We start from the raw sequence: 23,497 nt of genomic DNA, 5'->3' as shown, positions 1-23,497 counted from the left end.
TCCCCCTTTATTTGCTAATTTCATCATACAAAGGATATAGAATCAGTATGTCGTATGTATTCCTTTATATTCATTATATTTTCTCACAATTAAAAAAACCCGGCAAGAAGCCGAGTTTTTATGATAATTTCGAACGTAGGTAAGCATCGATAAATGAATCTAAATCTCCATCCATCACCGCTTGAACATTACCCATCTCCGTATTGGTTCGATGGTCTTTCACAAGAGAATAAGGGTGGAATACATAAGAGCGAATTTGGCTACCCCAGCCAATTTCTTTCTGCTCTCCTCTGATTTCATCCAATTCTGCCTGCTGTTCTTCGATCCGTTTTTGATAAAGTTTCGATTTCAGCATTTTCATCGCACGTTCTCTGTTTTTGATTTGTGATCTTTCTGTTTGGCACGTCACGACGACATTGGTTGGAATGTGTGTGATACGAACGGCAGAGTCCGTCGTATTGACGTGCTGCCCACCAGCTCCGCTTGCACGATACGTATCCACCTTGATATCCTCTGTCCGAATATCAATATCAATTTCTTCATTGAATTCCGGCATGACATCACAAGAAACAAAGGATGTATGTCTACGGCCAGATGAATCAAAAGGAGAAATACGGACTAAACGATGGACACCTTTTTCTGCTTTTAAGTAACCGTACGCGTTATGCCCTTTGATAAGCAAAGTCACAGACTTAATTCCTGCTTCATCACCTGGAAGATAATCAAGCGTTTCGACCTTAAAGCCTCTGCGCTCTGCCCAGCGAGTGTACATTCTCAGAAGCATAGAACCCCAATCCTGTGATTCAGTACCGCCTGCACCTGGGTGAAGCTCAAGAATGGCGTTGTTTTTATCATATGGTTCGCTTAAAAGAAGCTGCAGCTCAAATTCATTAAACTGCTTCGTTAAGTTCTTCAGCTCTTTTTCAAGTTCTGCATGAAGCTCATCGTCATAATCTTCCTTTAATAAGTCATGCGTCATTTGCAGTTCTTCATGCGATTCACTAAGCTCATGATAGGAATTCACAGAATCCTTCAGTGCATTGGCTTCATTGATAACGCCTTGAGCTTTTTGCTGATCATTCCAAAAATCAGCCTCTGACATCGTCGCTTCAAGCTCTGCGATTTTGGCCTCTTTTGTTTCTAAGTCAAAGAGACCCCCTAAAATCAGCTAGCCTGCTAGCCATATTTTCAAGCTCTTGTCTAATTTCTACTAATTCCATATCCTTCACCTCATAGATGTATGGGGGCTGACATGAATAGAAAGAGGTTTTCACCTCTTTCCATTACTTATTCTGTCTTCCCATGACAATTTTTATATTTCTTGCCGCTTCCGCAGTGACATGGAGAGTTTCGTCCAATGTCTACGACTTTACGTACCGGCTTCTTCTTCACTGTCTTCTCCTCATCGCCCTCTTGTGGCTGATGAGCCGTTGTTTGTCCTTGAACCACTTCTTCACGTTCTAGGTTGTTTTGGATTTCTGATTTCAAGACATACTTGGCCACGTCATCTTCAATTGAAGCAACCATATGCTCAAACATCGCAAAGCCTTCCATTTGGTACTCACGAAGCGGATTCGTTTGTGCATACGCACGTAAATGAATACCTTGACGCAGCTGATCCATTGCATCGATATGGTCCATCCACTTCGAATCCACCGCACGAAGAACGATGACTTTTTCAAATTCACGCATTTGTTCCTCGCCAAATGTTTCTTCTTTTGCATCGTATTTTTCTTTAATACGATCCATGATGAAAGTTGTGATTTCATCTGCTTCTTTACCGAAGATATCTTTGACCGTAATGGCCCCTTCGTCTAAATAGTTCGTGTTGATTAATTCAACAAGACCATCTAGTTTCCATTCTTCAGGCAACTCTTCTTTTGGCGTATAAGATCCCACAGCACGCTCAATAGAAGATTGGATCATATTGATGACAATTGATTTTAAGTTGTCAGAATCGATAACTTCAAAACGTTGTTTGTAGATCACTTCACGCTGTTGACGAAGCACATCGTCATATTGCAGAAGCTGCTTACGGGAATCAAAGTTGTTCCCTTCCACACGTTTTTGAGATGATTCAACGGCTTTAGAAACCATTTTACTTTGGATTGGTGTAGAGTCATCCATGCCAAAGCGGTCAAGCATCGCCATTGTCCGCTCTGCACCAAATCGGCGCATCAATTCATCTTCCATGGAGAGATAGAATTGGGTAATCCCTGGGTCTCCTTGACGGCCAGAACGTCCGCGAAGCTGGTTATCAATACGACGGGATTCATGACGCTCTGTCCCGATAACAGCCAGACCTCCAAGTTCTTTTACACCTTCGCCAAGCTTGATGTCTGTACCACGTCCTGCCATGTTTGTCGCAATGGTCACAGCACCTTTTTGACCAGCCTCTTCAATAATTTGTGCTTCACGCTCATGGTTTTTCGCGTTTAACACTTGATGAGGAATACCTTTATTTTTAAGCAGCTTAGAAATAAGCTCAGATGTCTCAACTGCTACTGTTCCGACAAGAACTGGCTGTCCTGTCATATAGCGCTGCGCAACATCCTCAGCCACTGCTTTAAATTTACCATCCATTGTGCGGTAAATTAAATCAGGTCTGTCGTCACGAACCACTGGTTGATTGGTCGGGATTGTTACAACCTGCATGTTGTAAATGTTACGGAATTCTTCTTCTTCCGTTTTTGCTGTACCAGTCATACCCGATAACTTTTCATACATACGGAAGTAGTTCTGGAACGTAATTGTTGCTAGTGTCATGCTTTCGTTCTGCACTTCGAGCCCTTCTTTTGCCTCGATGGCTTGATGCAGACCTTCACTATAACGGCGTCCCTTCATTAAACGTCCTGTGAAGGAGTCAACGATGACTACTTGGCCTTCTTCTACCACATAATCCACGTCTTTTTGCATCGCAACATGTGCCTTCAGCGCCTGAGCAATGTGATGGTTCAACGCGACATGTTTGACATCAAACAGGTTCTCGATGCCGAATGCTTTTTCCGCCTTCGTCATTCCGCTTTCAGTCAATTGCACACTTTTTGTTTTAATATCATACGTGAAATCATCTTCTATTTTTAATGTACGGACAAATGCATTGGCTTGTACGTAAAGCTTTGTTGATTTCGCAGCTTGTCCAGAAATAATAAGAGGTGTTCTCGCTTCGTCAATTAAGATGGAGTCAACCTCATCGATCACGGCATAATGAAGTGGTCTTTGAACCATCTGCTCTTTGTAAAGCACCATGTTATCTCGTAAATAGTCAAAGCCGAGTTCATTGTTTGTTGAATACGTGATATCAGCGGCGTACGCTTCTCTTTTTTCATCTTTGTCTAAGCTGTTTAAGTTTAAGCCGACCGTTAAACCAAGAAATTCAAAAATTTTACCCATTTCCTGCGCATCACGGCTTGCCAAATATTCGTTGACTGTCACGATGTGGACGCCTTTTCCAGAAAGAGCATTTAAATAAACAGGCATTGTTGATGTCAGCGTTTTACCTTCACCTGTTTTCATTTCAGAGATGTTGCCTTCGTGAAGTGCGATCCCCCCCATGAGCTGCACCTTAAATGGGTACATTCCTGTCACGCGGCGGGATGCCTCGCGAACCGTAGCAAATGCTTCCACCAACAGGTCATCCACAGATTGTCCTTTTTCAAGTTTTTCTTTAAATTCAATCGTTTTATTTCGTAAAGCCTCGTCAGATAATTTTTCAAAATCTTGAGCGAGAGCTTCGATTTCATTTGCCTTTTTTTCATATCGGCTGATCGTACGTTTCGTAGGATCAAACACTTTATTTAAGATTCCAAGCATATAATAACGCTCCTCTATTTCATGCAATTTTTCGGCATGTCCAAAAGTTTGACAGGTCCATATTTACCTGCATTTATCATACCATACCTTCTTTCATTTCCAAAGAATTTGCCATAATTTCGCACAAAAAACCCGCCCCTTTTGAAAGGAACGGGTTTACTTTATTTAGGTTGTTTTTGAATCAGCATCAACTGATGTTTAGGCGTTTGGCTCAATAAGTCCATATTTACCGTCATTTCGGCGATACACCACATTGGTCAAATTTGTCTCAGCATTTGTGAAAACGAAGAAACTATGACCTAACATGTTCATTTGGAGAATAGCCTCTTCACTATCCATCGGTTTTAAGTTGAAACGCTTTTGTCTGACGATTTCTGTTTCATCAATCTCTTCGTCATCTTGAACTGCTACTTCAGCCGTACCATTTCCTCCAGCAAATAAGTGCTTTTTGGCACCTTGCTCGCGGAATTTACGGTTTACTTTTGTTTTGTGCTTTCTAATTTGACGTTCTAATTTACTAGCTGCTAGGTCTACTGCATTGTACATATCCTCATTATGCACCTCAGCTCGAAGTGCTAGATCAGTCATTGGAATGGTAACCTCAACTTTAGATTCTTGATCGTTGTAAAACTTCAAGTTCACGTTGACTGAAGCATCGACGTCTGTCTCAAAATAACGCTCCAGCTTTCCAATTTTTTTCTCGACATGATCTCTTAGTGCAGGTGTTACATCGATGTTTTCTCCTCTGACATTGTAATTCATGTAAAGAACGCCTCCTTTAAAATTAAGGATATGTAAACCTATTTCTACTTTTCCCTCCTTTTCTCCTGCTCAAACGTAAAAAAAATGTGAATATTTATTGAAATTTGTCGAATTTTGCGGTGCTTCAACTGTTGCTTGATAGGTGATGAATATATATTCGGCTGATTCTTGAAAAAGACCAGCGCACGTTAAATGGTAAAAGATGAAATCGATGTTTTCAACGATTGAGATAAGGATTTTAAATCCTCCGCAGCGGCTTTCATCTCTTCATTGGCCGCTAACGATTCCTCAACAGCAGCAGACATGTACTCTGTCTCTTCTGAGTTTCGTTTGGCACCCTCTTCAATGACACCAACCGTTTGAGAAATTTCCTCTGTACTAGCAGAAATTTGTTCTGCAGTGGCTGACAGCTCTTCTGCTTTCATTGAAATATCACGAATAGATTCCAGGATTTCATGGAAGCTCTGTTCAGATAATTGTGATACTTTTACACCCTCTGCTACATCACGCTCAACCTTCGTCATCGATTGTGATGACTTTTCTGTATCTTTGTTCACGTTCTCGAGTAATTGACTAATTTGATCTGTCAGCTGACTAGATTCTTCTGCCAGCTTCCTCACTTCATCTGCTACAACTGCAAAGCCTCTTCCATGTTCTCCCGCCCTTGCTGCTTCTATGGCTGCGTTTAAAGCAAGCAAATTCGTCTGGTCAGCGATGGCATGGATGTGACCTAACAGGTCTTGAATGCCTGTAAACTGCGCTTGTACATGGGTCATTGTGGAATGGTGTTCATTCACAGACTCTTTAATAGAACTCATTTGTTTCACAAACTGTTGAATAAGGGCCGCGCCCTCTTCAGCCTTTTCAGTCACTGAAATTGAGTGACCCGAAACATCGGACGTGTGTACAGCTGCATTTTGCATGCCAGTCGACACTTCTTGAATCGCAGATGCAACTTTTCCGACCGCACCTGATTGTTCACGTGAAGCTTCACTGACCTGTTCAATCGAGCTAGATGTCTGTTCACTAGCCGATATCGTTTGACTGATGGTTTCCTCAAATTGAGCAGCAGAATCTGCAAGCTGTCTTGATCCACTTTGCACCTGCAAAATAAGCTGACGCAAATGAGCTGTCATTTGGTTAAAGGCTGTGCCGAGTTGACCAATCTCATTTTTAGAGGTCACTTCAATCTCTTCAAGGGTAAGGTCACCATCTGCCATCCTTCTTGCGGCATTTGTGACAGAAACAATTGGTTTTGTCATGCGATGAACGAATCTGATCCCAATCACCAAAAGGCCAACAATAATCGCTGCACTGACCAAAATAAGTGTAAGCAATAATTGATTACTATCTTGATTGAGCTGATTGATTTTTTGATCACGTTGTTTAAGCTGGTTTTGAGCGAATTCTTTTGTTAAGGTATGTATTTCTTGTTCGATAGGTTGTAATTCTTGACTGAGGCGGGTGTTGAATTCTTTTTGATTGTTAGTATTTAATGATATAAATAACCTTTTTGTGGATTCATAGTAGAGTTCATTCTTTTGAGATATCTTTTCTAATAATTGTTTTGCCCGTTTGACTGTACTAAGTTTTAAAGCATCTCCTGTTTTTTTATTAATATCAACATAAGTATCTTCAATTTTTTGTGAGATTTCCCTGTCTTGCATGACGACATATGTTTTGATCTGTGCTTCCTGTTTTTGCAGAAGCGTCTCTAATTCCAGCGAGGTCTGATAAAGCTTTACTTCCTTGCTTAATAGCGCTTTATAGGATTGATCTGTTTTGTAATAGAGATAGCTTGAGAATCCTAACATACTGATAAACAATACACATATGACAATAAGCCCAAATAAAAATTGATTTTTTAGTCTCATAATTTCCTCCGAATAGTCTGAATTGGACAAAAATTAATGAATGACATACGGCCTCATACAGGCATGTATTTCATCCATCCACTTTCTATATTCAGGTATAAAATATGATTTCAGGAATGATTGGAAATGATTTGAAGGGAATGTATAGAAAGCTAATATATCAAAACTTAAAAATAATTGATCAAACGAACGAATCGTTTTGGTAAAGTGTTCATTTTCAATAATTGAAAGCAGAAGAGGATGTGTTGTGTCTAAGTGAAAGAAGGCATGGATCAGATCATTAAAGATCCGATCCCCTTCTGTTTTGTCAAAATCCTTCTCAATTTCATCTAAATATTTTAGACCCTCTTCTATCGTATATAGAAGTTCATAATATGTGGTTAATAAAATATAGTCATTTGAACGATATGCCACAGGTCTCACCTATTTATTTCCGTTTATCGTAGTATACGCCGTCACTCGTTATGGGCTGGTATGGATTTTGATAATTCAGCTGTTTTGTTTTCTTTTTTTGAATGGCTTGAATATCTGCTTTTATCCCATTTTGGATAACCGTTAATTGTTGCGCCATCTGTTGATCTGTTTGTATGATTTCTCGGATTTTCTCTTTTTCTTGATCCGTCAATTCATGCTGTATATCTCTCATTAATTCATCTCTCTCAATTAAAAAGGCTTCAAAGTCTTCAACCAGTGTCTCACTTTGCGGATTTTCCGATATTGCGGCTGCCATTTTTAATGTTTGATCATGCAGCTGGTCCACAATACTCATAGAGAGCCCCCGATAGAGTGGTGACGGCCTTTTCGATCGGTTTGAATGACTTCCTTCCATGCATCACGGAAATCAGTTACGTACTCTTCTACTTCATTTAATATCTCTTCGTCATTTTGAAGATTGGCTTCTATCAGTCTGCGATAAATGTAATCATACATACTTGCCATACTCTTTGATACGTCATAGGAACGATTTAAGGTGACATTTAATTCTTGAATGATGTTTTGAGCCTTTTTCAGGTTCAAGTTTCTCGTTTCTGCATCTTCTTTTTGAATGGCATGCTTCGCTAGTCTGATGAACTTTAAGCAGCCTTCATAAAGCATAAGCGTCAACTCGGCAGGTGTTGCGGTCTCAATAGAATTTTTCTGATAGGCGGCATAAGGGTTCTGTATTGCCATATGTTATAAACCTCCAATTATTGTCCAAGCAGTTGAGAAAGGTAGCCAGATTGGTTGTTTAGCTTTTGAATTGCACTATCCATGGCGTTAAACTTTTTGTAGTAACGGGCTTCAACCATTTTTAAACGATCTTGGAATGTACTCATTCGTTTTGTCAAAGAATCAAGGTCCTTACCAAGTCCGTATTCCTTTAATTCCATTGTTGTGCTGCCAGCCTTTTTTTGAATGCTTTTCGAAAAGTCTGATAAGGAATTTTTGACACGATAGATGATTCCTTGTTCTTGATATTGCTGCTGTGCTTTGTCTTTATCTTTTGAATCCACATTTAAACTACCCGAGATAAACATTTGTCTGACTTTCTCCGGGTCTTCTTCAATGGCTTTTCTTAATTTCTCTACTCCATTACTATCCTTACTAAATTCCAGCTTTCCGCCATCTTTATACTTGGATGATGTCTCAATACCGATTTGTGTGAGTTGGATTTTATTCGCATCACTTGTCGTAATATTAGCATACAAATCATTTCTTATTTTAGAGGCACCAGATCGTAAAATGGAATCACTTCTCAGCAAGCCAGACTTCGCAGTCGTTTCCCATAGCTCTATTTCTTTTTCAGACATCCCTTTTTTCTCTTCAGCCGTTAATGGCTGATAGTCTCTGTTTTTCTTTTCATTGACTTTACCATTAATCTGCTCAACGAGCTCATTGTATTTATCAACAAATTGTTTAATTTTATCAAAGATTGCATCTACATCTGTTGAAACGTTTAAGCTGACAGGCTGATCCGTTGTTCCTTTAAGTTCGTACGTAATATCAGCCTGTGTGAATGTATTGTTGTTATTTTCCATTTTCAGGCCATTAATCTCGTATTGCGCCTTCTGTCCTTGAGTGGTCGCAACTAATTTGTTATCTCCATCTACTTGGAAACCTAATTGCGTTAAAAATGAAGCTGAATTGCCATCAGCTGCTTTAATACTGACACCCTCACCAGTTGTCCGAGAAGTAAGAGCAATTGTATCCACGTAGTTAGTGCCATCAGAGATTTGGCCTTTGTAAGCCGTCACACCTAATTGCGCGTTGTTTAGCTTTTTCACGATGTCATCGATTGTATCGGAATCAGAGGTATTGATCGTCACCATTTTCGGTTTTGTTGCATCTGGTGTCGTCACTTCAAACGTAAACGTGCCATTTGCTGGTGTAAATCCAGATGTACCAGAGGATTTGAAGACAGAAGCTGTCGCTAGTTGAGTGACATGAATAGAGCCAGAGGTCGCATTTGTTGATCCAGTTGCTGTGACAGCAGATTCATTAGAACTTGTCACTTTTTTTGCGCCATATGTACTTGGGCGCGTTAAGTTTAAACTGTTGATCAAATCATCTAATTCTTTGATTTTCGAGTTAACCTCGCGATAGCTGTCTCTTTGCCATTCAAGTGTTTGTTTTCGGCGCGTCATTGTATCAAGTGGTGCTTGCTCCGTTTTCATCAGCTTTGATACGATTTCATCAATATCGAACACATTTGAAAATCCAGTAATACGATTGACCATTATTTATGTTCTCCCTTCATTTACATTCTTTTATCTACAAACAAACCGACAATCTCTGTCATTGCCGCATAAAAATCAAGCCATTCCTTGGAAGGAATTTCTCTAATGACTTCTTCTGTTTGGTTATCTACGACTTTGACATAATATTCATTGAGTTTTTCATGTAATTCGAATTGAAGATGAAATTGAGTAGGCTCAATGAGCTTGTTTGCCCCTTGAAGCGTTTTTTCAATTTCTTCTTTTGAAATAACCTTGCCATTTGCTTGTGAGTCAGAGTTTACATTGTCATTCTGGTTATTAGAAACACGGGTTTGAAATGCATCGATAATTGGCTCTAGCGATGTCAACTTACCAACAGACATAATTATTCAGCTCCTGTGCTTTAATCTATCTTTTATATCGGCTTTGAATTTGCAAATTAAATATAGATGGACCGATTTGTTAAAGTTTCCTATAGATCATGAACATCTGTATAGTAACGCTTTCACACGGAGAAGGACAGCTGAATGCGATAAAAAAATCCTCACTTTTTTTGTGAGGATAATTGAGAGAGGAGATCTAAGGATAAACTCGCAGCACGATTGTTCTCTTCTTGGATAGACAGGTACACTTCTTTCCTGTGAATATCGATGTGCTTAGGAGCCTCAATCCCGACTTTCACTTGATCGCCTTCAATTGAAATAATCTTGACTTCAATATCATCGCCTATTTGAATCGACTGGTTTAATTTACGTGACAGCACTAACATGAGGATGCCACCTCTAACAAATGTTTTGTATGATAGGCTGAATCATGCAGAATCACCTGCTTGGCTTTCATGTTTTTCCGGTTCACAATAATAGGCGCTCTTAAATTGGCTGTTGTTTTTTCAATAGATGATTCCATTGTTAAAATAACCATTACTTCCACATCATTGGCATCTTCTACTTCCAGAATGTCTACAACCGTTTCGTCTAAATCAAATTCGTATTGATTGAAGAATAAAAATGGGCTGCTGACAATAAAGCCTAATGCCGAGTTTTTCAATGATTGAAGAACTAAAAATGGAGACTCTTCTGATAAAGGCAAAATGACAAACTGTTTTTGATCCAGAAATCCTGGTATCCCGTTAGAGAAGTTAATGATTTGCTCCTCTTTGATTGTCACTTCACCATGGTATTTTGTTTGAATGATCATAATTCACGACCTTTTTCGTTTTTCTTAACTATACCTTATCACCATTTTGGCCCGTTTCGTCAACTTCTATTTTTAACTCTGGGTATTGTAACATATCAATATTGACCTTACCTGGCTGGTAGTTAACGATTGGTTTATGAGGTGTTGCCTCTATGATAGCTTTTTGTGGCTCCACATCTATTTGAAGCTCAGAAGGCTGATAGTGAATTTTCACACTAAAGAATGAAGGTATCACACCAATGGTGAATTGTTTTGCTGGAGGACTGCCATTGATTTTGGCAAACTCAGCAATCGCATTCCCACCATTCTCGATCTTGATGAGTTCACTTCCTTCTTCCGCTCTTCGCCCCATTCCTTCTCCAACAGCACGCTTCCCCTCAGCTGCCCATTCCTCAGAACGTCTAAAAATCGACTTAATGTCCATATCGGCAAAAGCCTCGGTTTGATCAATGGTTAATTTCGAAGGTGTCCTTTTGATATCCATGACAGCTCGTGGCTGCTGAATCTCAAGGTCCGCTCGTGGCTGCTCTACTTCTTGCCGGGAAGGAGTTGTCGACATTTGAAGCTTTGCATAGGTTTGCTGCATTAACAATCTCGGGATTTGCATATGTTCACCTCCATGATGCAAAAAAGCACCCATCGGATGCTTTTTATTATCTTAAGAAATCAACAAGGGATGGCTGAATGACTTTAGCTGTTGTCGCTAAAGCTGCTCTATTCACCGTCTCTTGTTGAAGAAGATCAAGAATTGCCTTTTCACTTTCAACATCTTCATTATCTGATTTAGCATTTTTCAGTACTTCGAATTGTGAAGTCAAACGACTTCCTACTAAGTCAACACGATTCGAACGCGCTCCTAGATCAGATCGTTCAGCACTCATCACTTCTTTAAACTGATCGATACTTCCTAATGCATCATCAGAATTCGCGAACGTTCCATTTTTCAATGAGTTTTCTAAATCAGTCAGCATTTCAATGACATTTTGACCGCTGGCCTGTCCACCAAACGCTGAGATTGGATTTGAGTTTACATTTAAAGTGATACCATCAGAAATATTCGCTTGAACAGCATTCGCATCTGTATAATTTTCGAAGTTAAATGTATACGTACCGTCTGCATTCTCAACAACTGGTTTGACATTTGTATTCGTCCCATTAAATACGAACTTACCTAGCATTTGAGTGTTCATTGCATCAATGATTTGATTCTTCATCTGACCAATTTCTACTCCAATAGCTGCTAAATCTTCGGGCTGCTTTGTTCCGTTTGCCGCATCAAGCACTTTATCTCGTATATTTGACATAATATCAATGATTTCAGTGACACTTGTTTCAGATGTATCAATCCAGTTTTGTGCTTCATTTAAGTTATTTTTATATTGTTCATTTCGAAACAGAGCTGTGCTATATTGAAGGCTTTTTACTGCTGCAACAGGATCATCAGACGTTTTCGTGAAACGTTTGCCTGTTTGTGCCTGCTCATTAATTTTAGAAAGTTTTTCATAACTTTTACTAATATTTCGAAGTGAGTTTTGAGAAATCATACCTTGTGTGACTCGCATCCGTTATCCCTACCTTCCTACGACACCCATGCCGTTTATTACCTTATCCAATACTTCATCTTGTAATGTCATAATTCTCGCAGCCGCATTATATGCATGCTGAAATTGAATCATATTCGTCATTTCTTCATCAATGGAGACAGCGCTAGTCGACATTCTACGTTCATTGGCTGAATTGACAAGAGCAGCTGAACTGCTTTCAAGCGTCATGTTCTTTTTCCCTTGTACTCCCATCTCAGCAATGACATTTTGGTAATAATCCTGAATTGTCGTTGTATTGCCGCCGATTGGCAACTTTAAGTCTTGTATATTAGCTAACTTCGTAGCATTCGAACCGTCACCTTGTGTTTGATTGAGAGATGCTGCAATATTATCTGTTGATGCTAAAATGACATCGCTCACTTTAATACGAGCTGCCAAACCTTTATTCAACTCATTGTTATTCTCGATATCAAAAAAGTCTTGTCCACTTGCACCAGTTAACGTGTACCCCTGCTTATGTACATCGTTAAATGTATCCATGAAGACTTTTGCTACTTCATCCAGCTCTGCAAGCATATCTGGGTACATGCCTTTTTCTGCACCATTTGACATGTATCCGTAAGCTTCAACAAGTGCTTTTACTTTTCCGTTCACTTGTAATTGATCCGCTGCAATGGTTGTTGTTCCGAATTGAAGAGAATTAACAAGTCCCGTTGTATTATCGTAAGAGATTTGCAGTTCAGACTTTTCGTTCGTAATACCATTCAAAATGTTTCCTGCGGATTGTCCATTGGCACCGATAATGTCGATGTTGACAGTTCCTTCAGCAATTTTGAGCGCATTACCGCCAGGTGGATTGTAGCTGACCTTAATATCAACAAGTGAGGATAATTGATCTACCAAAGTATCACGTGTATCATAAAGATCATTTGGAAGATAACCATTTGGCTCAACTGCTGCAATCTGTTTGTTCACTTCATCTATTTGAGATAAAAGAGTGTTTACATCTTTGGCCGTTGAATCGAGTTCGGTTTTCAAATTCTTTTGTATCGTTGTTAAAGAAGAATTGAGCAGACGGAATTGATCAACTAAAGCCTGTGCACTTGTTTTAACAACTGTACGTGCAGAAGCCGTATCAGCATTCTTTGATTCCGATAAGACCTGTAATGATTTCCAAAGGTTATCAAAGGCTCTGTTCAAGCCTTCATCCGTCAAATCATTCATAACCCCTTCCATCTGTGAAAGAGCATCTGACTTCGTTGCGTAGTAAGATAAGTTATTATTATGATCTCTATATTGTAGATCTAAAAAGCTGTCTCGAATTCTTTCAACCGTTCCAACTTGTACACCTGTCCCCATTTGACCATACGTCTTGCCATCATAAACAGAAATGACTGGATAAGGATTTTCTGCTTTAAAGGTCACTCTTTGTCTTGAGTAGCCCTCCGTATTGGCATTGGAGACGTTGTTTGATGTGACATAAAGCCCTGCACGCTGGGCTGTAATTCCTCTTTTTGCCGTTTCTAATCCCATGAATGTAGAACCCATTGGTATCCTCCTTGTTTACGCCTTTGAATCAAACAAAGCCCTTTGCTGTTTAGGCTTTGAACTCTCAAGACCATTTTGTCCGTAATTCATATTTTCTTTATTAGGGTTAACCAACTCGAATGTCAGTGAAATAAATTGAAGTGACTGCTGAATAAGCTGCTTGTTCAGTTCATTTACATCTTTTAGTTCCACCATGATGTCATTTAGTTTCTCATATAATGAAATGAGCTCTTCTTGATCTGTACCTTCAGCCTTTTCGATACATGCAGTGATGGTTGGCGATTGATCACTTTGTAAAAATTGAACGGTCGCTTCAATTCGTTTTTCTTCTAATTGAGAAATGGCCTGAATATACTTTTGCTCTAAATTCAGAACCTCTGAAAGAGCATCAATCTCATTGCTTTTCAGCATTTCTGTTTTATCCTTAGACAGCTTTAAAAGCTGTTCATGCAAACCATAGAGACGATGCAGTTCTTCAATAATTATTTTAACTGACATTCACGCTGCTCCCTTTTGTTATTGTTGTTTATAAAAATTCAGCATTTTATCTGCAATGCCTTTTGTATCTACTTGATATGTTCCGGCTTCAATGCTTTTTTTAAGTTGGTCTATTTTATCTTGGCGTTCTCTCATAATATTCGGCACCTTTTGCATTTCGATTGCCTTTTTAGAAATTTCGACTTTATCAGTTGATTTTGCTTGATTCGATTGCAACGTTTGTTTCTCATATGTTTTCTTGTAAGGATTTACTGGTTGTGTTCCATATCGATTAATTTTCACGGGATTCCTCTCGCTTTCCGTTACAGTCTGTCTTGATTCTATCCATTTTATCGACCAAACTGCAACTTAGTTTAGGGAATCAGTCGTTTTTAGGATTAATGGCATAATAGGTGTCTTTTTTCCTAGATTCAATCTCCCTTTTACGCTCCTCTTCCTGGTTCATTTGGCTGATTTGCGAATGAATATCCTGTTCACATTGGCTGCATAGCTTGTTTTTCCTGATCGCTTTGCCACATCTTTCACAAGGGTAATTAATATTCGGAAATTGACTAATTTGCAGTCTTTTCAAACGAATAAATTTCAAGATTAATTCTTCATCAACTTCTGTTGCATCTACTATTTCAGCAATGGTTGATTGTCTATTACTTTGCTTCCTCAAGAATTTATATACGATATCAAAAGAACGTTCTTCTTCTTCATAGCATTTGTTACAAACCGTTTGGATGGTGGTTTTTAAAAATAGCTGATTACATTGTGGACAGTTTGCCAATTGATTCATAACCAAAACCCCTTACGTTATTTTCTTTACTTATTATCGGTTAATTATCATGATTTTTAACTACGTATCAACGTAAAAGAAGAAACACTTTTGGCACCTGCGTCTTTCAAAATTCTTGCCGCATCATAAATGGTTGCTCCCGTTGTATAGATATCATCAACTAATATAATATCTCTTTGAACAATCACATTTGTTTGCTTTATTTGAAACAAACCTTTTTGATCTAGGCGTTCATTTTTCTTTTTTTTGGACTGCTTACTTTGATGTATTTTCACGAGTGGCTGCAATATCGGCTTACCTATCAAGGAAGCGATGATAACGGACTGATTAAACCCTCTTTCTTTTAGTCTTTCATTACTTAAAGGGATCGGGATCAGCAATGGGTCTTTTATGCAGAAGGAACGTTTAAATGCTGCTTGTACATCTCGTTTAAACAGCTCAACTAAAGCCGTATCACCCCGAAATTTAAAGCGGGCAAAGACATCTTTCATCAACTCGTTGTAGATATAAACTGACCTATTTTTTATAAGGACTTTAGTAGAATCAATGCGTTCATTCCATCTATCACAGTCTTGGCACATTTGATCATTTGACTGCGCTCTTCCGCAGGTTGGACAAATAGGACGCTCAATCTTTACTAATTGATTCTTACATGCTACACAAAGACGCTCATCATTTAATAGAAGTAATGATTTCCATGTAAAAGCATGCACAAAATGTCCATCGCAAATCGGGCAAATCAATTGGTTTCCTTGTTCAGCAGCAGGCGATTTTCACATCTTGGAAATGCGGAGACTTTGGAAGCTGCTTCTGTCAGAATGACCAGCATAGCAGTATTCTTCTGTTTATCCACCATCTCAGATTTACTGTAAGATATTTTATCGATATCTGTTATATATTGTGGTTTCACTTGATTCAGTGAAATTGCTAATACATCTTCCATACACTTTTCACAATGACAAATCATGTTTAATTGGTTGAGATATTGATAGAGAATTTCCTTGAGTAGTATTTCTTTTGCATTGAGTAGCATATTTTGTCTCTCCTGCCATTTGTGTATTGTGAATATAATGTACCATGATTTAGTTGAAGCCACACTGTTTTTCAGTAAACTCTTTTGCAGCCGTATCATTCATTTTTACGATATGATTCTTTGCTTGTTTCATACTTCTCGTTAAACCAAAATGAAAAAGGAAAACATCTCCTGTACAATAATCGGGATGTCTGCCCACTCTTCCAGAAATCTGAACAAGTGCACTCTCTGTAAAAATAGTAGATTCCGAACCTAGTACCCCTACTTGAACATTTGGTATGGTTACGCCTCTTTCTAAAATAGTGGTTGTAACTAGTACATCGTATGCGTAATCTCTAAAGTGCTGAACCTTTTGTTTCCTATCTGGATCATCGGCAGATACTCCCTCTACGTTTAAGGAGTGTTCTCGAAGAATCTTCGTTGCCTTCTTCATGACAGCAATAGAAGGAACAAAAAGTAATACTCTTCTCTTATTGGCAATATGTCTCTGCATCCAATTCATCACTTTAGAAGGAAGCTGCTTCTTTTTTAATTTCTTTTTCCAATGTCCGATCCATTGAAAGGTCGGGACGGGTAATGGTTGCTGGTGAAAACGCAGAGGAATTTTTATCGCTTCCAGTTTTCCACGAGAAACCTCTATCGTCATTTTTTTAGAGGGTGTCGCACTTAAATATATCCTAACCCCTCCGTTCTTTCTCATCGCCTTTAGAACAGCAAATTGGAGACGTTCATCCATTGAATAAGGGAAGGCATCGACTTCATCTACAATAAGCACATCAAATGCATTTTTGTATCTCATCAGCTGATGGGTTGTAGCGATTACAAGCGGTGCTATTTGAAACCTTTGTGAACTGCCTCCATAAAGTACGGCTATTGTTATCCCTTGAAATGCTTTTCTAAGCCGTGGTTCAAGTTCAAGCACAACATCTGTTCTAGGTGTCGCAATACAGACACTCATTCCTTGGTTTAACGCATATTCAATTCCATGAAAAAGCACTTCCGTTTTCCCTGCCCCACAAACCGCCCAGACGAGTAGATCAAATTTGTTTTTAATAGCTTCGATCATTCTTTCTGATGCTCTTTTTTGTCCTTTAGACAACTCTCCCTGCCATGTTAATTCGGCTCGATATGCTTCTACCATTTTTGGACCCGTCCATTCATAAAGAAATCCACATTCAGTTGCTTTTCCCATCATGATGCATGACCTACAGTACACACAATCCTTTTGACACTCTTCACATGGAGAGTGAGCAAAGTACCGCTTGTGTGATACACCACACCGGTAGCATGTAAAACCATCTGCTTTCCTCTCAATGGCAGGTGTTCGATTAACTAAGCCTTTCTCCTCCAGCCAATCTAAATTGGACTGTGCGCACCTTGTTTCAACAGTGAGCAGATGGCGTGAATACAGATGCCGCTTTAGTTCCATTGCTTTGTCCATGTTCAACTTCACCAAACACCTTTCAATTGATGTTTGCCTATTATGCGCAAAGACATGACCTTTCGTCCAACAGGTAAAATAAAAAAACAAAACCCCTTTTCCATAAGAAAAGAGGTTTTTTAGGATTTATCTAATCACCCAGCCAAGAGCTAAAGAGCCTTCGCCTAGGTGGGTGCCGATCACGGCTCCAAAGTAGCTTTTATAAAATTCAACATGAGGATATTTTTCTGATAAGTGCGCAATTAATTCTTCTGCTTCTTCTTCTCTATTACCATGTATCAGTGTTGCTCTCATCGGAACACCACGTGATGCATCTTCATCAAATAATTCAAAAATACGTGAAATGGCTTTTTTACGTGTGCGAATCTTCTCAAAAGGAACAATTAGCTTGTTGTCAAAATGCAGAATAGGCTTTACCTTTAAGAGGCTTCCAATAAAAGCCTGAGCACCATTTAATCTGCCGCCCCTTTGCAAATGAGTTAAATCATCTACCATAAAATACGCCCGCTGACTTTCTTTCAGGTAGTTTAGATGGGCTAACACTTCTTCTAAAGAAGCACCCTCTTGGATTTTTTCAGCAGCTTCTAACACATAAAAACCTTGTGCCATACAGCTTGTTTCTGTATCAAACGGATAAATGTCGATCCCGTCAACTAGATCATTCGCTGAGACAACACTATTATATGTTCCACTAATTCCACTTGAAAGGTGAATACTAATCACGGCATCGTATGTTTCCCTTAGTTTTTCATATAAGGCTATTAATTCACCGAAAGCAGGTTGAGAGGTTGTTGGAAGATCTTTGTGTTTTTTGATTTCTTCATAATATGTCTTCCAGTCCATTTCTATTTCTTCACGGTATGATTCGTTGCCAAAGATGACGTTGAGGGGGATCATATGAATATCATGTTTATCACGCAGCTCTTGTGGTAAATAAGCAGTACTGTCTGTTACAACGGCTATTTTCATTCTTAAATACCTTCCTTATTTGTTAAGATACTCTTTTTTATTTTAAAAGAATGATCATTTTTTCATTAGGTTTATAATAGTAATCAAAAAAGCCTGCCTAATCAATAGGCAAGCCCGCTATATCCGAAAAAGACTCCTTATACCCCTGCCTATTATTTCTCTCCAGCTAAAATGTGAGAGAACAAAAATAGGCGAAAAAGGCATACTTGTCCGGAACATTATCTCATTTCTACCCAACCGTTTTTAATAGCTACAACAACAGCTTGTGTACGGTCGTTTACATTCATTTTTTGCAAAATGTTACTCACGTGGTTTTTGACTGTTTTCTCACTAATAAAGAGCGATTCACCGATTCCTCTGTTGCTCTTTCCGTCAGCTAACATTTGAAGAACTTCACATTCACGTCTAGTTAAGATATGAAGTGGTCTGCGAATTTCAGGATATACCTCGTGCTGTGGATGTGCTGAAACGCCACTAGTCGCTAGGCGTCGGAATTCATTTACTAAGTTATGAGTGACTTTCGGATGTAAATAAGAGCCTCCGTCAGCTACAACTTTCACTGCTTCGATGAGTGTGTCTGCATCCATTTCTTTTAACAGGTAGCCTCTCGCCCCTGTTTTCAATGCATGTGTTACATAGTTTTCATCGTCATGAATAGATAGAATAATGACTTTTGATTCGGGATAAAGCTCAACAAGCTGCTTTGTAGCCTCAACACCATTTACATTCGGCATATTAATGTCCATAATGACAACATCCGGATGATAGTGTTCTACGATACGTGCAGCTTCGTCACCGTCGTCTCCTTCTGCAACTACTTCAAAAGTAGGTTCAAAATCTAAAATCCGTTTTACACCTTCACGGAATAATTGGTGGTCATCAATAATTACAATATTTACTTTAGTCACAAGCTACGCCTCCCCATGTTTATTGTTCTACACCTGAACTTTATGGTCAATATGTCTTTTGACTCTATTTTACAATTTTATTTTGCAATGTTAATGGCACGCGAATCATGATGAATGTCCCTAGACCTATTTTTGAGTCTATGGTCATTTTACCTTCCAGTAAGTCTACGCGTTCTTTCATACCAAGTAAACCGAAGGATTTGTTTTTGTTTGTTTTCACATCTTTCATATCAAAGCCTTTTCCATCGTCTTTAATAATTAAGGTCACAAAGTCTTTCGTTACTTCTACTTTGACAGAGATTTCTTCAGCTTCAGAATGCTTTAATGAATTTGTGACAGCTTCTTGGGCTAGTCTAAACAGTGCCACTTCAAATTGAGAAGCAATTCTTTCGCTTTCTGTATCACCTAGGCATTGGAACGTAATTTTGGTTTTCCCATCATATTCTTCAATTGTGTTTAAGTATTTTCTCAGTGTCGGAATCAGACCCAAATCATCTAAAGCCATCGGTCTTAAATCATAAATGATTCTTCTCACTTCGTACAGTGCATTTCGCACATTCTGTCTGAGACTTCTAATTTCTTTAAAGCCTTCTTCTGTACCGCGGTCTCTAAAAATTCGTTCAATTAATTCGGAACGCATCATCACGTTTGCCAGCATTTGAGCAGGGCCGTCATGAATTTCCCGAGACACTCTTTTGCGTTCTTCTTCTTGGGCTTCAATAATTCTGAGACCAAAATCTTGTTTTGCCTGAGCATCTTCAAGTAAAACGCCGACCTGGCGTAAATCCTGATTGAGATAGTTGAGAACCACTGTAATCTGACTCACAAGCGTTTCAGAACGTTCAATGACGTCTTGTAAGCTTAATAATCGTCTTTCCAGATCGTCTCTTCTTTCTCTCAGCTGCTTCTCACGCTGCTGGATCATGGTGAGTTCCACTTGCAAGTTATGTGCTTTTTCGTAGGCCTCACGGATTTCTTCTTCGCTAAATTTGTTGAAGTTTCTGCTAACCTCAGATAAGCGATTTCTAGCATGTCTTGTATGGACTTCCAGCTTGTCCCCAAAATCAATTACTTCGTTTACTTGCTGCTTGATTTGCTTGAGCTCTTCTACTAGGCTTTCATATTGTTGACGGGACTGTTCGCCTATTCTAAATACTTCGTCCTTGCTGCCATCAACTGTACTTAGCATTTTCATGATGATTGAATCCAATAATTTCGGATCCATTTTGGGTGTTGTCATGGCTTTTCCCTCCCGTAACAGTGATGTCATCTTTTTTTATTATAAATGTCATTGATCTGCATTTTATGTCGAATTATAATGAAAGAATGCGTATAAATCATGAAGTTTTTATGACGACCCTTTTTCCGCTCCTATCATCATAACAAAATACGCTGTAAAATTCTAAAACCATTGCAAATTTTCACTAGTCTTACAATTTGCTTCAGGAGGGTATGTCTTTTGCTGAATCGCTATCTTACAGTAAAAAGTCGTGGCGAGCATGAGATCGTCATTGAAAAATCACGTTTTATTTGTCATATACAGCGTGCTGTCTCAGAAGAAGAAGCACAAGCATTTATACAATCCATTAAAAAACAACATTGGAATGCCACACATAATTGTTCAGCCTATCTCATTGGTGAACATGACCTGATTCAAAAGGCGAATGATGATGGTGAACCAAGCGGTACAGCAGGTGTGCCAATGCTTGAAGTGCTAAAAAAACGGAAGCTGAAAGATACAGTCGTTGTGGTCACTCGTTATTTCGGCGGTATTAAGCTTGGTGCCGGTGGATTGATTCGTGCCTACGGAAAATCTGTATCAGAAGCTATCAACCATGTTGGTATGGTAGAGCGCTGTTTAATGCGTACAATGCACACAACAATAGATTATACATGGCTTGGAAAGGTAGAGAATGAGCTTAGAGCCTCATCTTTTCAGCTAAAAGAAATCCATTATGCAGAAGATGTTATTTTTGAGACATATGTCGAAGAAACACAAACAGAGCAGTTCATTGAGTGGATGACTGAACTGACAAATGGAAAGAGCGTTACAAAAGAAGGCGAACTGATTTATTTAGAAAAGGACATTGGTCCGATAAAGGAGACAGATGAATGGCACAACGAGTAAAAGTGCGTGTACGAAAGAAAAAGAGTAAGAAGAAGAGAATTATCAAACGTATTCTGGTCTTATTTTTGCTTCTTATCATCTGCATGGGCGGATTTGCAGTATATAAAATCGTCAATACTCTTCAAGCTGCTGACAAAACATATGATGAACTAGACCGCGGAGAGAAATCGAAGCTTCGTGATGCTGTCATTGATATTAAGAAAAAACCTTTCTCTGTACTATTTGTCGGAATTGAGGATTATGCCACAAAGGGTGATCATGGCCGTTCAGATTCACTCATTGTCGCAACGATTAATCCCCAAGACAAAACGATGAAAATGGTTAGTATCCCTCGTGACACACGCGTACAGCTTGCAAGTGATACGACAGGCAGTAAAGAAAAGATCAATGCAGCCTTTGCTAAAGGTGGTAAAGACGAAACGATTGAAACTGTCGAACAATTCTTGCATATTCCGATCGATAAGTATGCAACTGTTGATTTTGACGGATTCAAGGATGTCATTGATGAAGTTGGCGGAATTGATATTGATGTTCCATTTGACTTCAATGAAAAAAGTGATGTTAAAAAATCGAAAAAGATTTACTTCAAAAAAGGCAATATGCATTTAAACGGAGAAGAAGCTCTTGCTTACGCACGGATGAGAAAACAAGATCCACGCGGTGATTTTGGACGGAACGATCGTCAGAAACAAATTTTACGTGCAATGATTGATCAAATGGCGAAGCCAAATAACATTGCGAACGTCGATAACATTGCTAAAGAAGTCAGTGATCACATTACGACCAATTTCCGTATCACAGAAGGTCTTGCGCTTCAGCAAATCTACAGCGGATTTAAAGGAGACGACACAGAAACGCTTTCTATTAAAGGATCAGACCTTTATTTAGGGCCAAATCGCACGTATTACTTTGAACCAGATCCAACCAATCTAGCTAACGTACAAAATGAATTACGGACGCATTTAAAGCTTCCTGCTGAATCTTCAACTGAAACAGATTCACAAACCAATCCGTCCTCTGGTGAAACAGGGTCAAATGATACAACTAACTCTACGACCAGCACACCTGGACAATAATAAAAACAGCCCAGTTCCTAGGAACGGGCTGTTTTTTACTGTCTTTTGACCATTCGTTTATAAAATTTCGTAAATGGTTTGAACTCTTCATTCACCAAGCCTGTGACTTCCGCAATCACTTGCATGAACATGACCAGTAAAAAGATAATGATCAATGATAACCAAATGGTGGCGCTTGTCAGCAAAATCGCGCTTAAGCTAAAGATTAAGCCAATCATGTAAATCACGATGACAGCCATGCGATGAGACAAGCCAAAAGCCATTAGTCTATGATGAATATGAGATTTGTCAGGTGCTGAGATCGGCTGTTTGTTTAATATTCGTCTAATGATGGCAAAGGTAGTATCGAAAATAGGGACACCTAAGATGATCACTGGGACAACAACACTAAACAAAGTGACACTTTTGTATAGCCCTAATAGTGACAGTACCGAAATCATATAACCTAAAAAAAGCGAACCGGTGTCACCCATAAAAATCTTCGCCGGATGAAAGTTGTAAAAGAGAAAGCCGATGGTACTGCCAATGACAACAAGTGATAAAGAAAGAATCAGAACTTTATCAGCTGAAAATGCCATCACGGCAATTGTTGATAAACCGATGACAGAAATACCGGCAGCCAGTCCATCAAGGCCGTCAATTAAATTAATGGCATTCGTAATTCCAACAATCCATAACACGGTTAGGGGATATGCCATCCAGCCTAACTCAATTCGATCTGTTAAGAAAGGAACAGAGAAAAAGTCCATTTTTAAGCCTGTGCTTACAATCAGGCAAGCAACAAGAACTTGTACGAGAAATTTAAATTTTGCACTCAAATTATATTTATCATCAAATATACCTAGAATGACGATGAGTACGGCACCAACTGAAATTGCTGTAATTTTATTATGTAGAAACAGCCCGCCTGCTAATGCTCCAGCCGCTACCCCAATAAAAATTGCCAAACCGCCCATTCGAGGCATTACTTTATCATGAACTTTTCGTTTATTCGGCTGGTCCACTGCACCAATCTTAATTGCAAACTTTTTGACGATTGGTGTCACAATTAAAACTGTAGCCAGAGAGACAAAAAACGCTAATAAGGCGCGTTCGTAATCCATAGGTCAGTCTCCTTCTAAATTGAAATCTGTATTTTGTATATTGGCCGCTCTTTCCATTATACAATTGAATAGAGGATGATCACAAGCTCCCCCTGTGAAGAAGAAACAAATAAAAACGCACAATCC

The 23,497-nt window shown here is 39.0% G+C and carries 26 protein-coding genes; 2 read left to right on the top strand and 24 right to left on the bottom strand.

The window, feature by feature from the left end; translation table 11 throughout:
• Nucleotides 1-118: 118 nt before the first annotated feature.
• The 23 genes from prfB to MHI60_RS10065 form a co-directional block, all read right to left on the bottom strand.
• Nucleotides 119-1,220, bottom strand: a protein-coding gene (prfB, locus tag MHI60_RS10175) for a peptide chain release factor 2 (protein WP_141211642.1) whose coding sequence is annotated in 2 segments (ribosomal slippage) — nucleotides 119-1,147 and nucleotides 1,149-1,220 — 1,101 coding nt in all. Because the reading frame shifts where the segments join, the coding sequence is not laid out codon by codon here.
• 67 nt (nucleotides 1,221-1,287) lie between these two features.
• Nucleotides 1,288-3,813, bottom strand: coding sequence for a preprotein translocase subunit SecA (gene secA / locus MHI60_RS10170; protein WP_095409666.1), 2,526 nt, complete (start codon nucleotides 3,811-3,813; stop codon nucleotides 1,288-1,290).
• 198 nt (nucleotides 3,814-4,011) lie between these two features.
• On the bottom strand, nucleotides 4,012-4,575 hold the full coding sequence (gene raiA, locus MHI60_RS10165) for a ribosome-associated translation inhibitor RaiA (RefSeq protein ID WP_024423608.1): 564 nt from the start codon (nucleotides 4,573-4,575) through the stop codon (nucleotides 4,012-4,014).
• Between the two features lie 188 nt (nucleotides 4,576-4,763).
• On the bottom strand, nucleotides 4,764-6,449 hold the full coding sequence (locus tag MHI60_RS10160) for a methyl-accepting chemotaxis protein (RefSeq protein WP_144472033.1): 1,686 nt from the start codon (nucleotides 6,447-6,449) through the stop codon (nucleotides 4,764-4,766).
• 33 nt (nucleotides 6,450-6,482) lie between these two features.
• Complete coding sequence (locus tag MHI60_RS10155; RefSeq protein ID WP_095409668.1) at nucleotides 6,483-6,863, bottom strand: hypothetical protein; 381 nt, start codon at nucleotides 6,861-6,863, stop codon at nucleotides 6,483-6,485.
• Nucleotides 6,864-6,876: 13 nt separating this feature from the next.
• Nucleotides 6,877-7,218, bottom strand: a complete 342-nt coding sequence (locus MHI60_RS10150; protein WP_095409669.1) for a flagellar protein FliT — start codon at nucleotides 7,216-7,218, stop codon at nucleotides 6,877-6,879.
• Entirely contained in the window at nucleotides 7,215-7,619 is a 405-nt protein-coding gene (gene fliS, locus MHI60_RS10145) for a flagellar export chaperone FliS (protein WP_058837543.1), read from the bottom strand. The genes MHI60_RS10150 and fliS overlap by 4 nt, the downstream gene beginning before the upstream one ends.
• 17 nt (nucleotides 7,620-7,636) lie before the next feature.
• Complete coding sequence (locus MHI60_RS10140) at nucleotides 7,637-9,166, bottom strand: flagellar hook-associated protein 2 (protein ID WP_144472031.1); 1,530 nt, start codon at nucleotides 9,164-9,166, stop codon at nucleotides 7,637-7,639.
• A gap of 20 nt (nucleotides 9,167-9,186) precedes the next feature.
• Complete coding sequence (gene flaG / locus MHI60_RS10135) at nucleotides 9,187-9,528, bottom strand: flagellar protein FlaG (RefSeq protein ID WP_144472029.1); 342 nt, start codon at nucleotides 9,526-9,528, stop codon at nucleotides 9,187-9,189.
• Between the two features lie 161 nt (nucleotides 9,529-9,689).
• Nucleotides 9,690-9,914, bottom strand: coding sequence for a carbon storage regulator CsrA (gene csrA / locus MHI60_RS10130; RefSeq protein ID WP_008360181.1), 225 nt, complete (start codon nucleotides 9,912-9,914; stop codon nucleotides 9,690-9,692).
• Nucleotides 9,908-10,342, bottom strand: a complete 435-nt coding sequence (gene fliW / locus MHI60_RS10125; RefSeq protein ID WP_075611996.1) for a flagellar assembly protein FliW — start codon at nucleotides 10,340-10,342, stop codon at nucleotides 9,908-9,910. The genes csrA and fliW overlap by 7 nt, the downstream gene beginning before the upstream one ends.
• Nucleotides 10,343-10,370: 28 nt before the next feature.
• Nucleotides 10,371-10,949: a DUF6470 family protein gene (locus MHI60_RS10120; RefSeq protein ID WP_095409672.1), complete on the bottom strand. Its 579-nt coding sequence runs from the start codon at nucleotides 10,947-10,949 to the stop codon at nucleotides 10,371-10,373.
• 46 nt (nucleotides 10,950-10,995) lie between these two features.
• Entirely contained in the window at nucleotides 10,996-11,904 is a 909-nt protein-coding gene (gene flgL / locus MHI60_RS10115; protein ID WP_144472025.1) for a flagellar hook-associated protein FlgL, read from the bottom strand.
• A gap of 9 nt (nucleotides 11,905-11,913) precedes the next feature.
• Nucleotides 11,914-13,434, bottom strand: a complete 1,521-nt coding sequence (flgK, locus tag MHI60_RS10110; protein WP_144483665.1) for a flagellar hook-associated protein FlgK — start codon at nucleotides 13,432-13,434, stop codon at nucleotides 11,914-11,916.
• A 15-nt stretch (nucleotides 13,435-13,449) separates the two neighbouring features.
• Nucleotides 13,450-13,932 (bottom strand): flagellar protein FlgN, encoded by a 483-nt coding sequence (locus MHI60_RS10105; protein WP_144472023.1) that lies wholly within the window; start codon nucleotides 13,930-13,932, stop codon nucleotides 13,450-13,452.
• 18 nt (nucleotides 13,933-13,950) lie between these two features.
• Complete coding sequence (gene flgM / locus MHI60_RS10100) at nucleotides 13,951-14,214, bottom strand: flagellar biosynthesis anti-sigma factor FlgM (RefSeq protein WP_095409676.1); 264 nt, start codon at nucleotides 14,212-14,214, stop codon at nucleotides 13,951-13,953.
• 79 nt (nucleotides 14,215-14,293) lie between these two features.
• Nucleotides 14,294-14,713, bottom strand: a complete 420-nt coding sequence (locus MHI60_RS10095; protein ID WP_039181808.1) for a TIGR03826 family flagellar region protein — start codon at nucleotides 14,711-14,713, stop codon at nucleotides 14,294-14,296.
• 56 nt (nucleotides 14,714-14,769) lie between these two features.
• Nucleotides 14,770-15,456 (bottom strand): ComF family protein, encoded by a 687-nt coding sequence (locus MHI60_RS10090; RefSeq protein WP_186437285.1) that lies wholly within the window; start codon nucleotides 15,454-15,456, stop codon nucleotides 14,770-14,772.
• Entirely contained in the window at nucleotides 15,453-15,746 is a 294-nt protein-coding gene (locus MHI60_RS10085; RefSeq protein WP_041088040.1) for a competence protein ComFB, read from the bottom strand. The genes MHI60_RS10090 and MHI60_RS10085 overlap by 4 nt, the downstream gene beginning before the upstream one ends.
• Nucleotides 15,747-15,795: 49 nt before the next feature.
• Nucleotides 15,796-17,193 carry a DEAD/DEAH box helicase gene (locus MHI60_RS10080; RefSeq protein ID WP_144483668.1) on the bottom strand — a complete coding sequence of 466 codons (1,398 nt, stop codon included), beginning with the start codon at nucleotides 17,191-17,193 and terminating at the stop codon, nucleotides 15,796-15,798.
• 120 nt (nucleotides 17,194-17,313) lie between these two features.
• Nucleotides 17,314-18,156, bottom strand: a complete 843-nt coding sequence (locus MHI60_RS10075; protein WP_144483671.1) for a DegV family protein — start codon at nucleotides 18,154-18,156, stop codon at nucleotides 17,314-17,316.
• Nucleotides 18,157-18,374: 218 nt separating this feature from the next.
• A complete protein-coding gene (gene degU, locus MHI60_RS10070; RefSeq protein ID WP_008348273.1) occupies nucleotides 18,375-19,064 on the bottom strand; it encodes a two-component system response regulator DegU in 690 nt (229 codons plus the stop codon).
• A 64-nt stretch (nucleotides 19,065-19,128) separates the two neighbouring features.
• Nucleotides 19,129-20,304 (bottom strand): sensor histidine kinase, encoded by a 1,176-nt coding sequence (locus MHI60_RS10065; RefSeq protein ID WP_003213166.1) that lies wholly within the window; start codon nucleotides 20,302-20,304, stop codon nucleotides 19,129-19,131.
• Between the two features lie 219 nt (nucleotides 20,305-20,523).
• Between MHI60_RS10065 and MHI60_RS10060 the strand changes: the two genes are divergently transcribed.
• On the top strand, nucleotides 20,524-21,192 hold the full coding sequence (locus MHI60_RS10060) for a YigZ family protein (protein WP_012011434.1): 669 nt from the start codon (nucleotides 20,524-20,526) through the stop codon (nucleotides 21,190-21,192).
• Nucleotides 21,177-22,268 (top strand): LCP family protein, encoded by a 1,092-nt coding sequence (locus tag MHI60_RS10055; RefSeq protein WP_144483674.1) that lies wholly within the window; start codon nucleotides 21,177-21,179, stop codon nucleotides 22,266-22,268. Before MHI60_RS10060 ends, MHI60_RS10055 begins: the two co-directional genes overlap by 16 nt.
• A 35-nt stretch (nucleotides 22,269-22,303) precedes the next feature.
• On the opposite strand, the gene MHI60_RS10050 is transcribed toward MHI60_RS10055, so the two are convergent.
• On the bottom strand, nucleotides 22,304-23,371 hold the full coding sequence (locus tag MHI60_RS10050; protein ID WP_048237563.1) for an MraY family glycosyltransferase: 1,068 nt from the start codon (nucleotides 23,369-23,371) through the stop codon (nucleotides 22,304-22,306).
• Nucleotides 23,372-23,497: the final 126 nt, after the last annotated feature.

Origin of the sequence: Bacillus sp. FSL K6-3200, from assembly GCF_038630485.1 — a bacterium.
GTDB classification, from domain to species: Bacteria; Bacillota; Bacilli; order Bacillales; family Bacillaceae; genus Bacillus; species Bacillus safensis.
Note: the sequence above shows the minus strand (reverse complement) of the source record. Positions and strands in the feature narration are given on the sequence as shown.

Bases quoted from the DNA above. Each gene is read 5' to 3' on its own strand.
- fliW (WP_075611996.1), bottom strand. From the start codon at position 10,342: ATGATCATTCAAACAAAATACCATGGTGAAGTGACAATCAAAGAGGAG.
- fliS (WP_058837543.1), bottom strand. From the start codon at position 7,619: ATGGCAATACAGAACCCTTATGCCGCCTATCAGAAAAATTCTATTGAG.
- MHI60_RS10095 (WP_039181808.1), bottom strand. From the start codon at position 14,713: ATGAATCAATTGGCAAACTGTCCACAATGTAATCAGCTATTTTTAAAA.
- flgL (WP_144472025.1), bottom strand. From the start codon at position 11,904: ATGCGAGTCACACAAGGTATGATTTCTCAAAACTCACTTCGAAATATT.
- MHI60_RS10085 (WP_041088040.1), bottom strand. From the start codon at position 15,746: ATGCTACTCAATGCAAAAGAAATACTACTCAAGGAAATTCTCTATCAA.
- raiA (WP_024423608.1), bottom strand. From the start codon at position 4,575: ATGAATTACAATGTCAGAGGAGAAAACATCGATGTAACACCTGCACTA.
- MHI60_RS10160 (WP_144472033.1), bottom strand. From the start codon at position 6,449: ATGAGACTAAAAAATCAATTTTTATTTGGGCTTATTGTCATATGTGTA.
- MHI60_RS10075 (WP_144483671.1), bottom strand. From the start codon at position 18,156: ATGAAAATAGCCGTTGTAACAGACAGTACTGCTTATTTACCACAAGAG.
- MHI60_RS10055 (WP_144483674.1), top strand. From the start codon at position 21,177: ATGGCACAACGAGTAAAAGTGCGTGTACGAAAGAAAAAGAGTAAGAAG.
- MHI60_RS10150 (WP_095409669.1), bottom strand. From the start codon at position 7,218: ATGAGTATTGTGGACCAGCTGCATGATCAAACATTAAAAATGGCAGCC.
- flaG (WP_144472029.1), bottom strand. From the start codon at position 9,528: ATGTCTGTTGGTAAGTTGACATCGCTAGAGCCAATTATCGATGCATTT.
- MHI60_RS10050 (WP_048237563.1), bottom strand. From the start codon at position 23,371: ATGGATTACGAACGCGCCTTATTAGCGTTTTTTGTCTCTCTGGCTACA.
- MHI60_RS10065 (WP_003213166.1), bottom strand. From the start codon at position 20,304: ATGACAACACCCAAAATGGATCCGAAATTATTGGATTCAATCATCATG.
- MHI60_RS10105 (WP_144472023.1), bottom strand. From the start codon at position 13,932: ATGTCAGTTAAAATAATTATTGAAGAACTGCATCGTCTCTATGGTTTG.
- MHI60_RS10120 (WP_095409672.1), bottom strand. From the start codon at position 10,949: ATGCAAATCCCGAGATTGTTAATGCAGCAAACCTATGCAAAGCTTCAA.
- csrA (WP_008360181.1), bottom strand. From the start codon at position 9,914: ATGTTAGTGCTGTCACGTAAATTAAACCAGTCGATTCAAATAGGCGAT.
- secA (WP_095409666.1), bottom strand. From the start codon at position 3,813: ATGCTTGGAATCTTAAATAAAGTGTTTGATCCTACGAAACGTACGATC.
- MHI60_RS10140 (WP_144472031.1), bottom strand. From the start codon at position 9,166: ATGGTCAATCGTATTACTGGATTTTCAAATGTGTTCGATATTGATGAA.
- flgK (WP_144483665.1), bottom strand. From the start codon at position 13,434: ATGGGTTCTACATTCATGGGATTAGAAACGGCAAAAAGAGGAATTACA.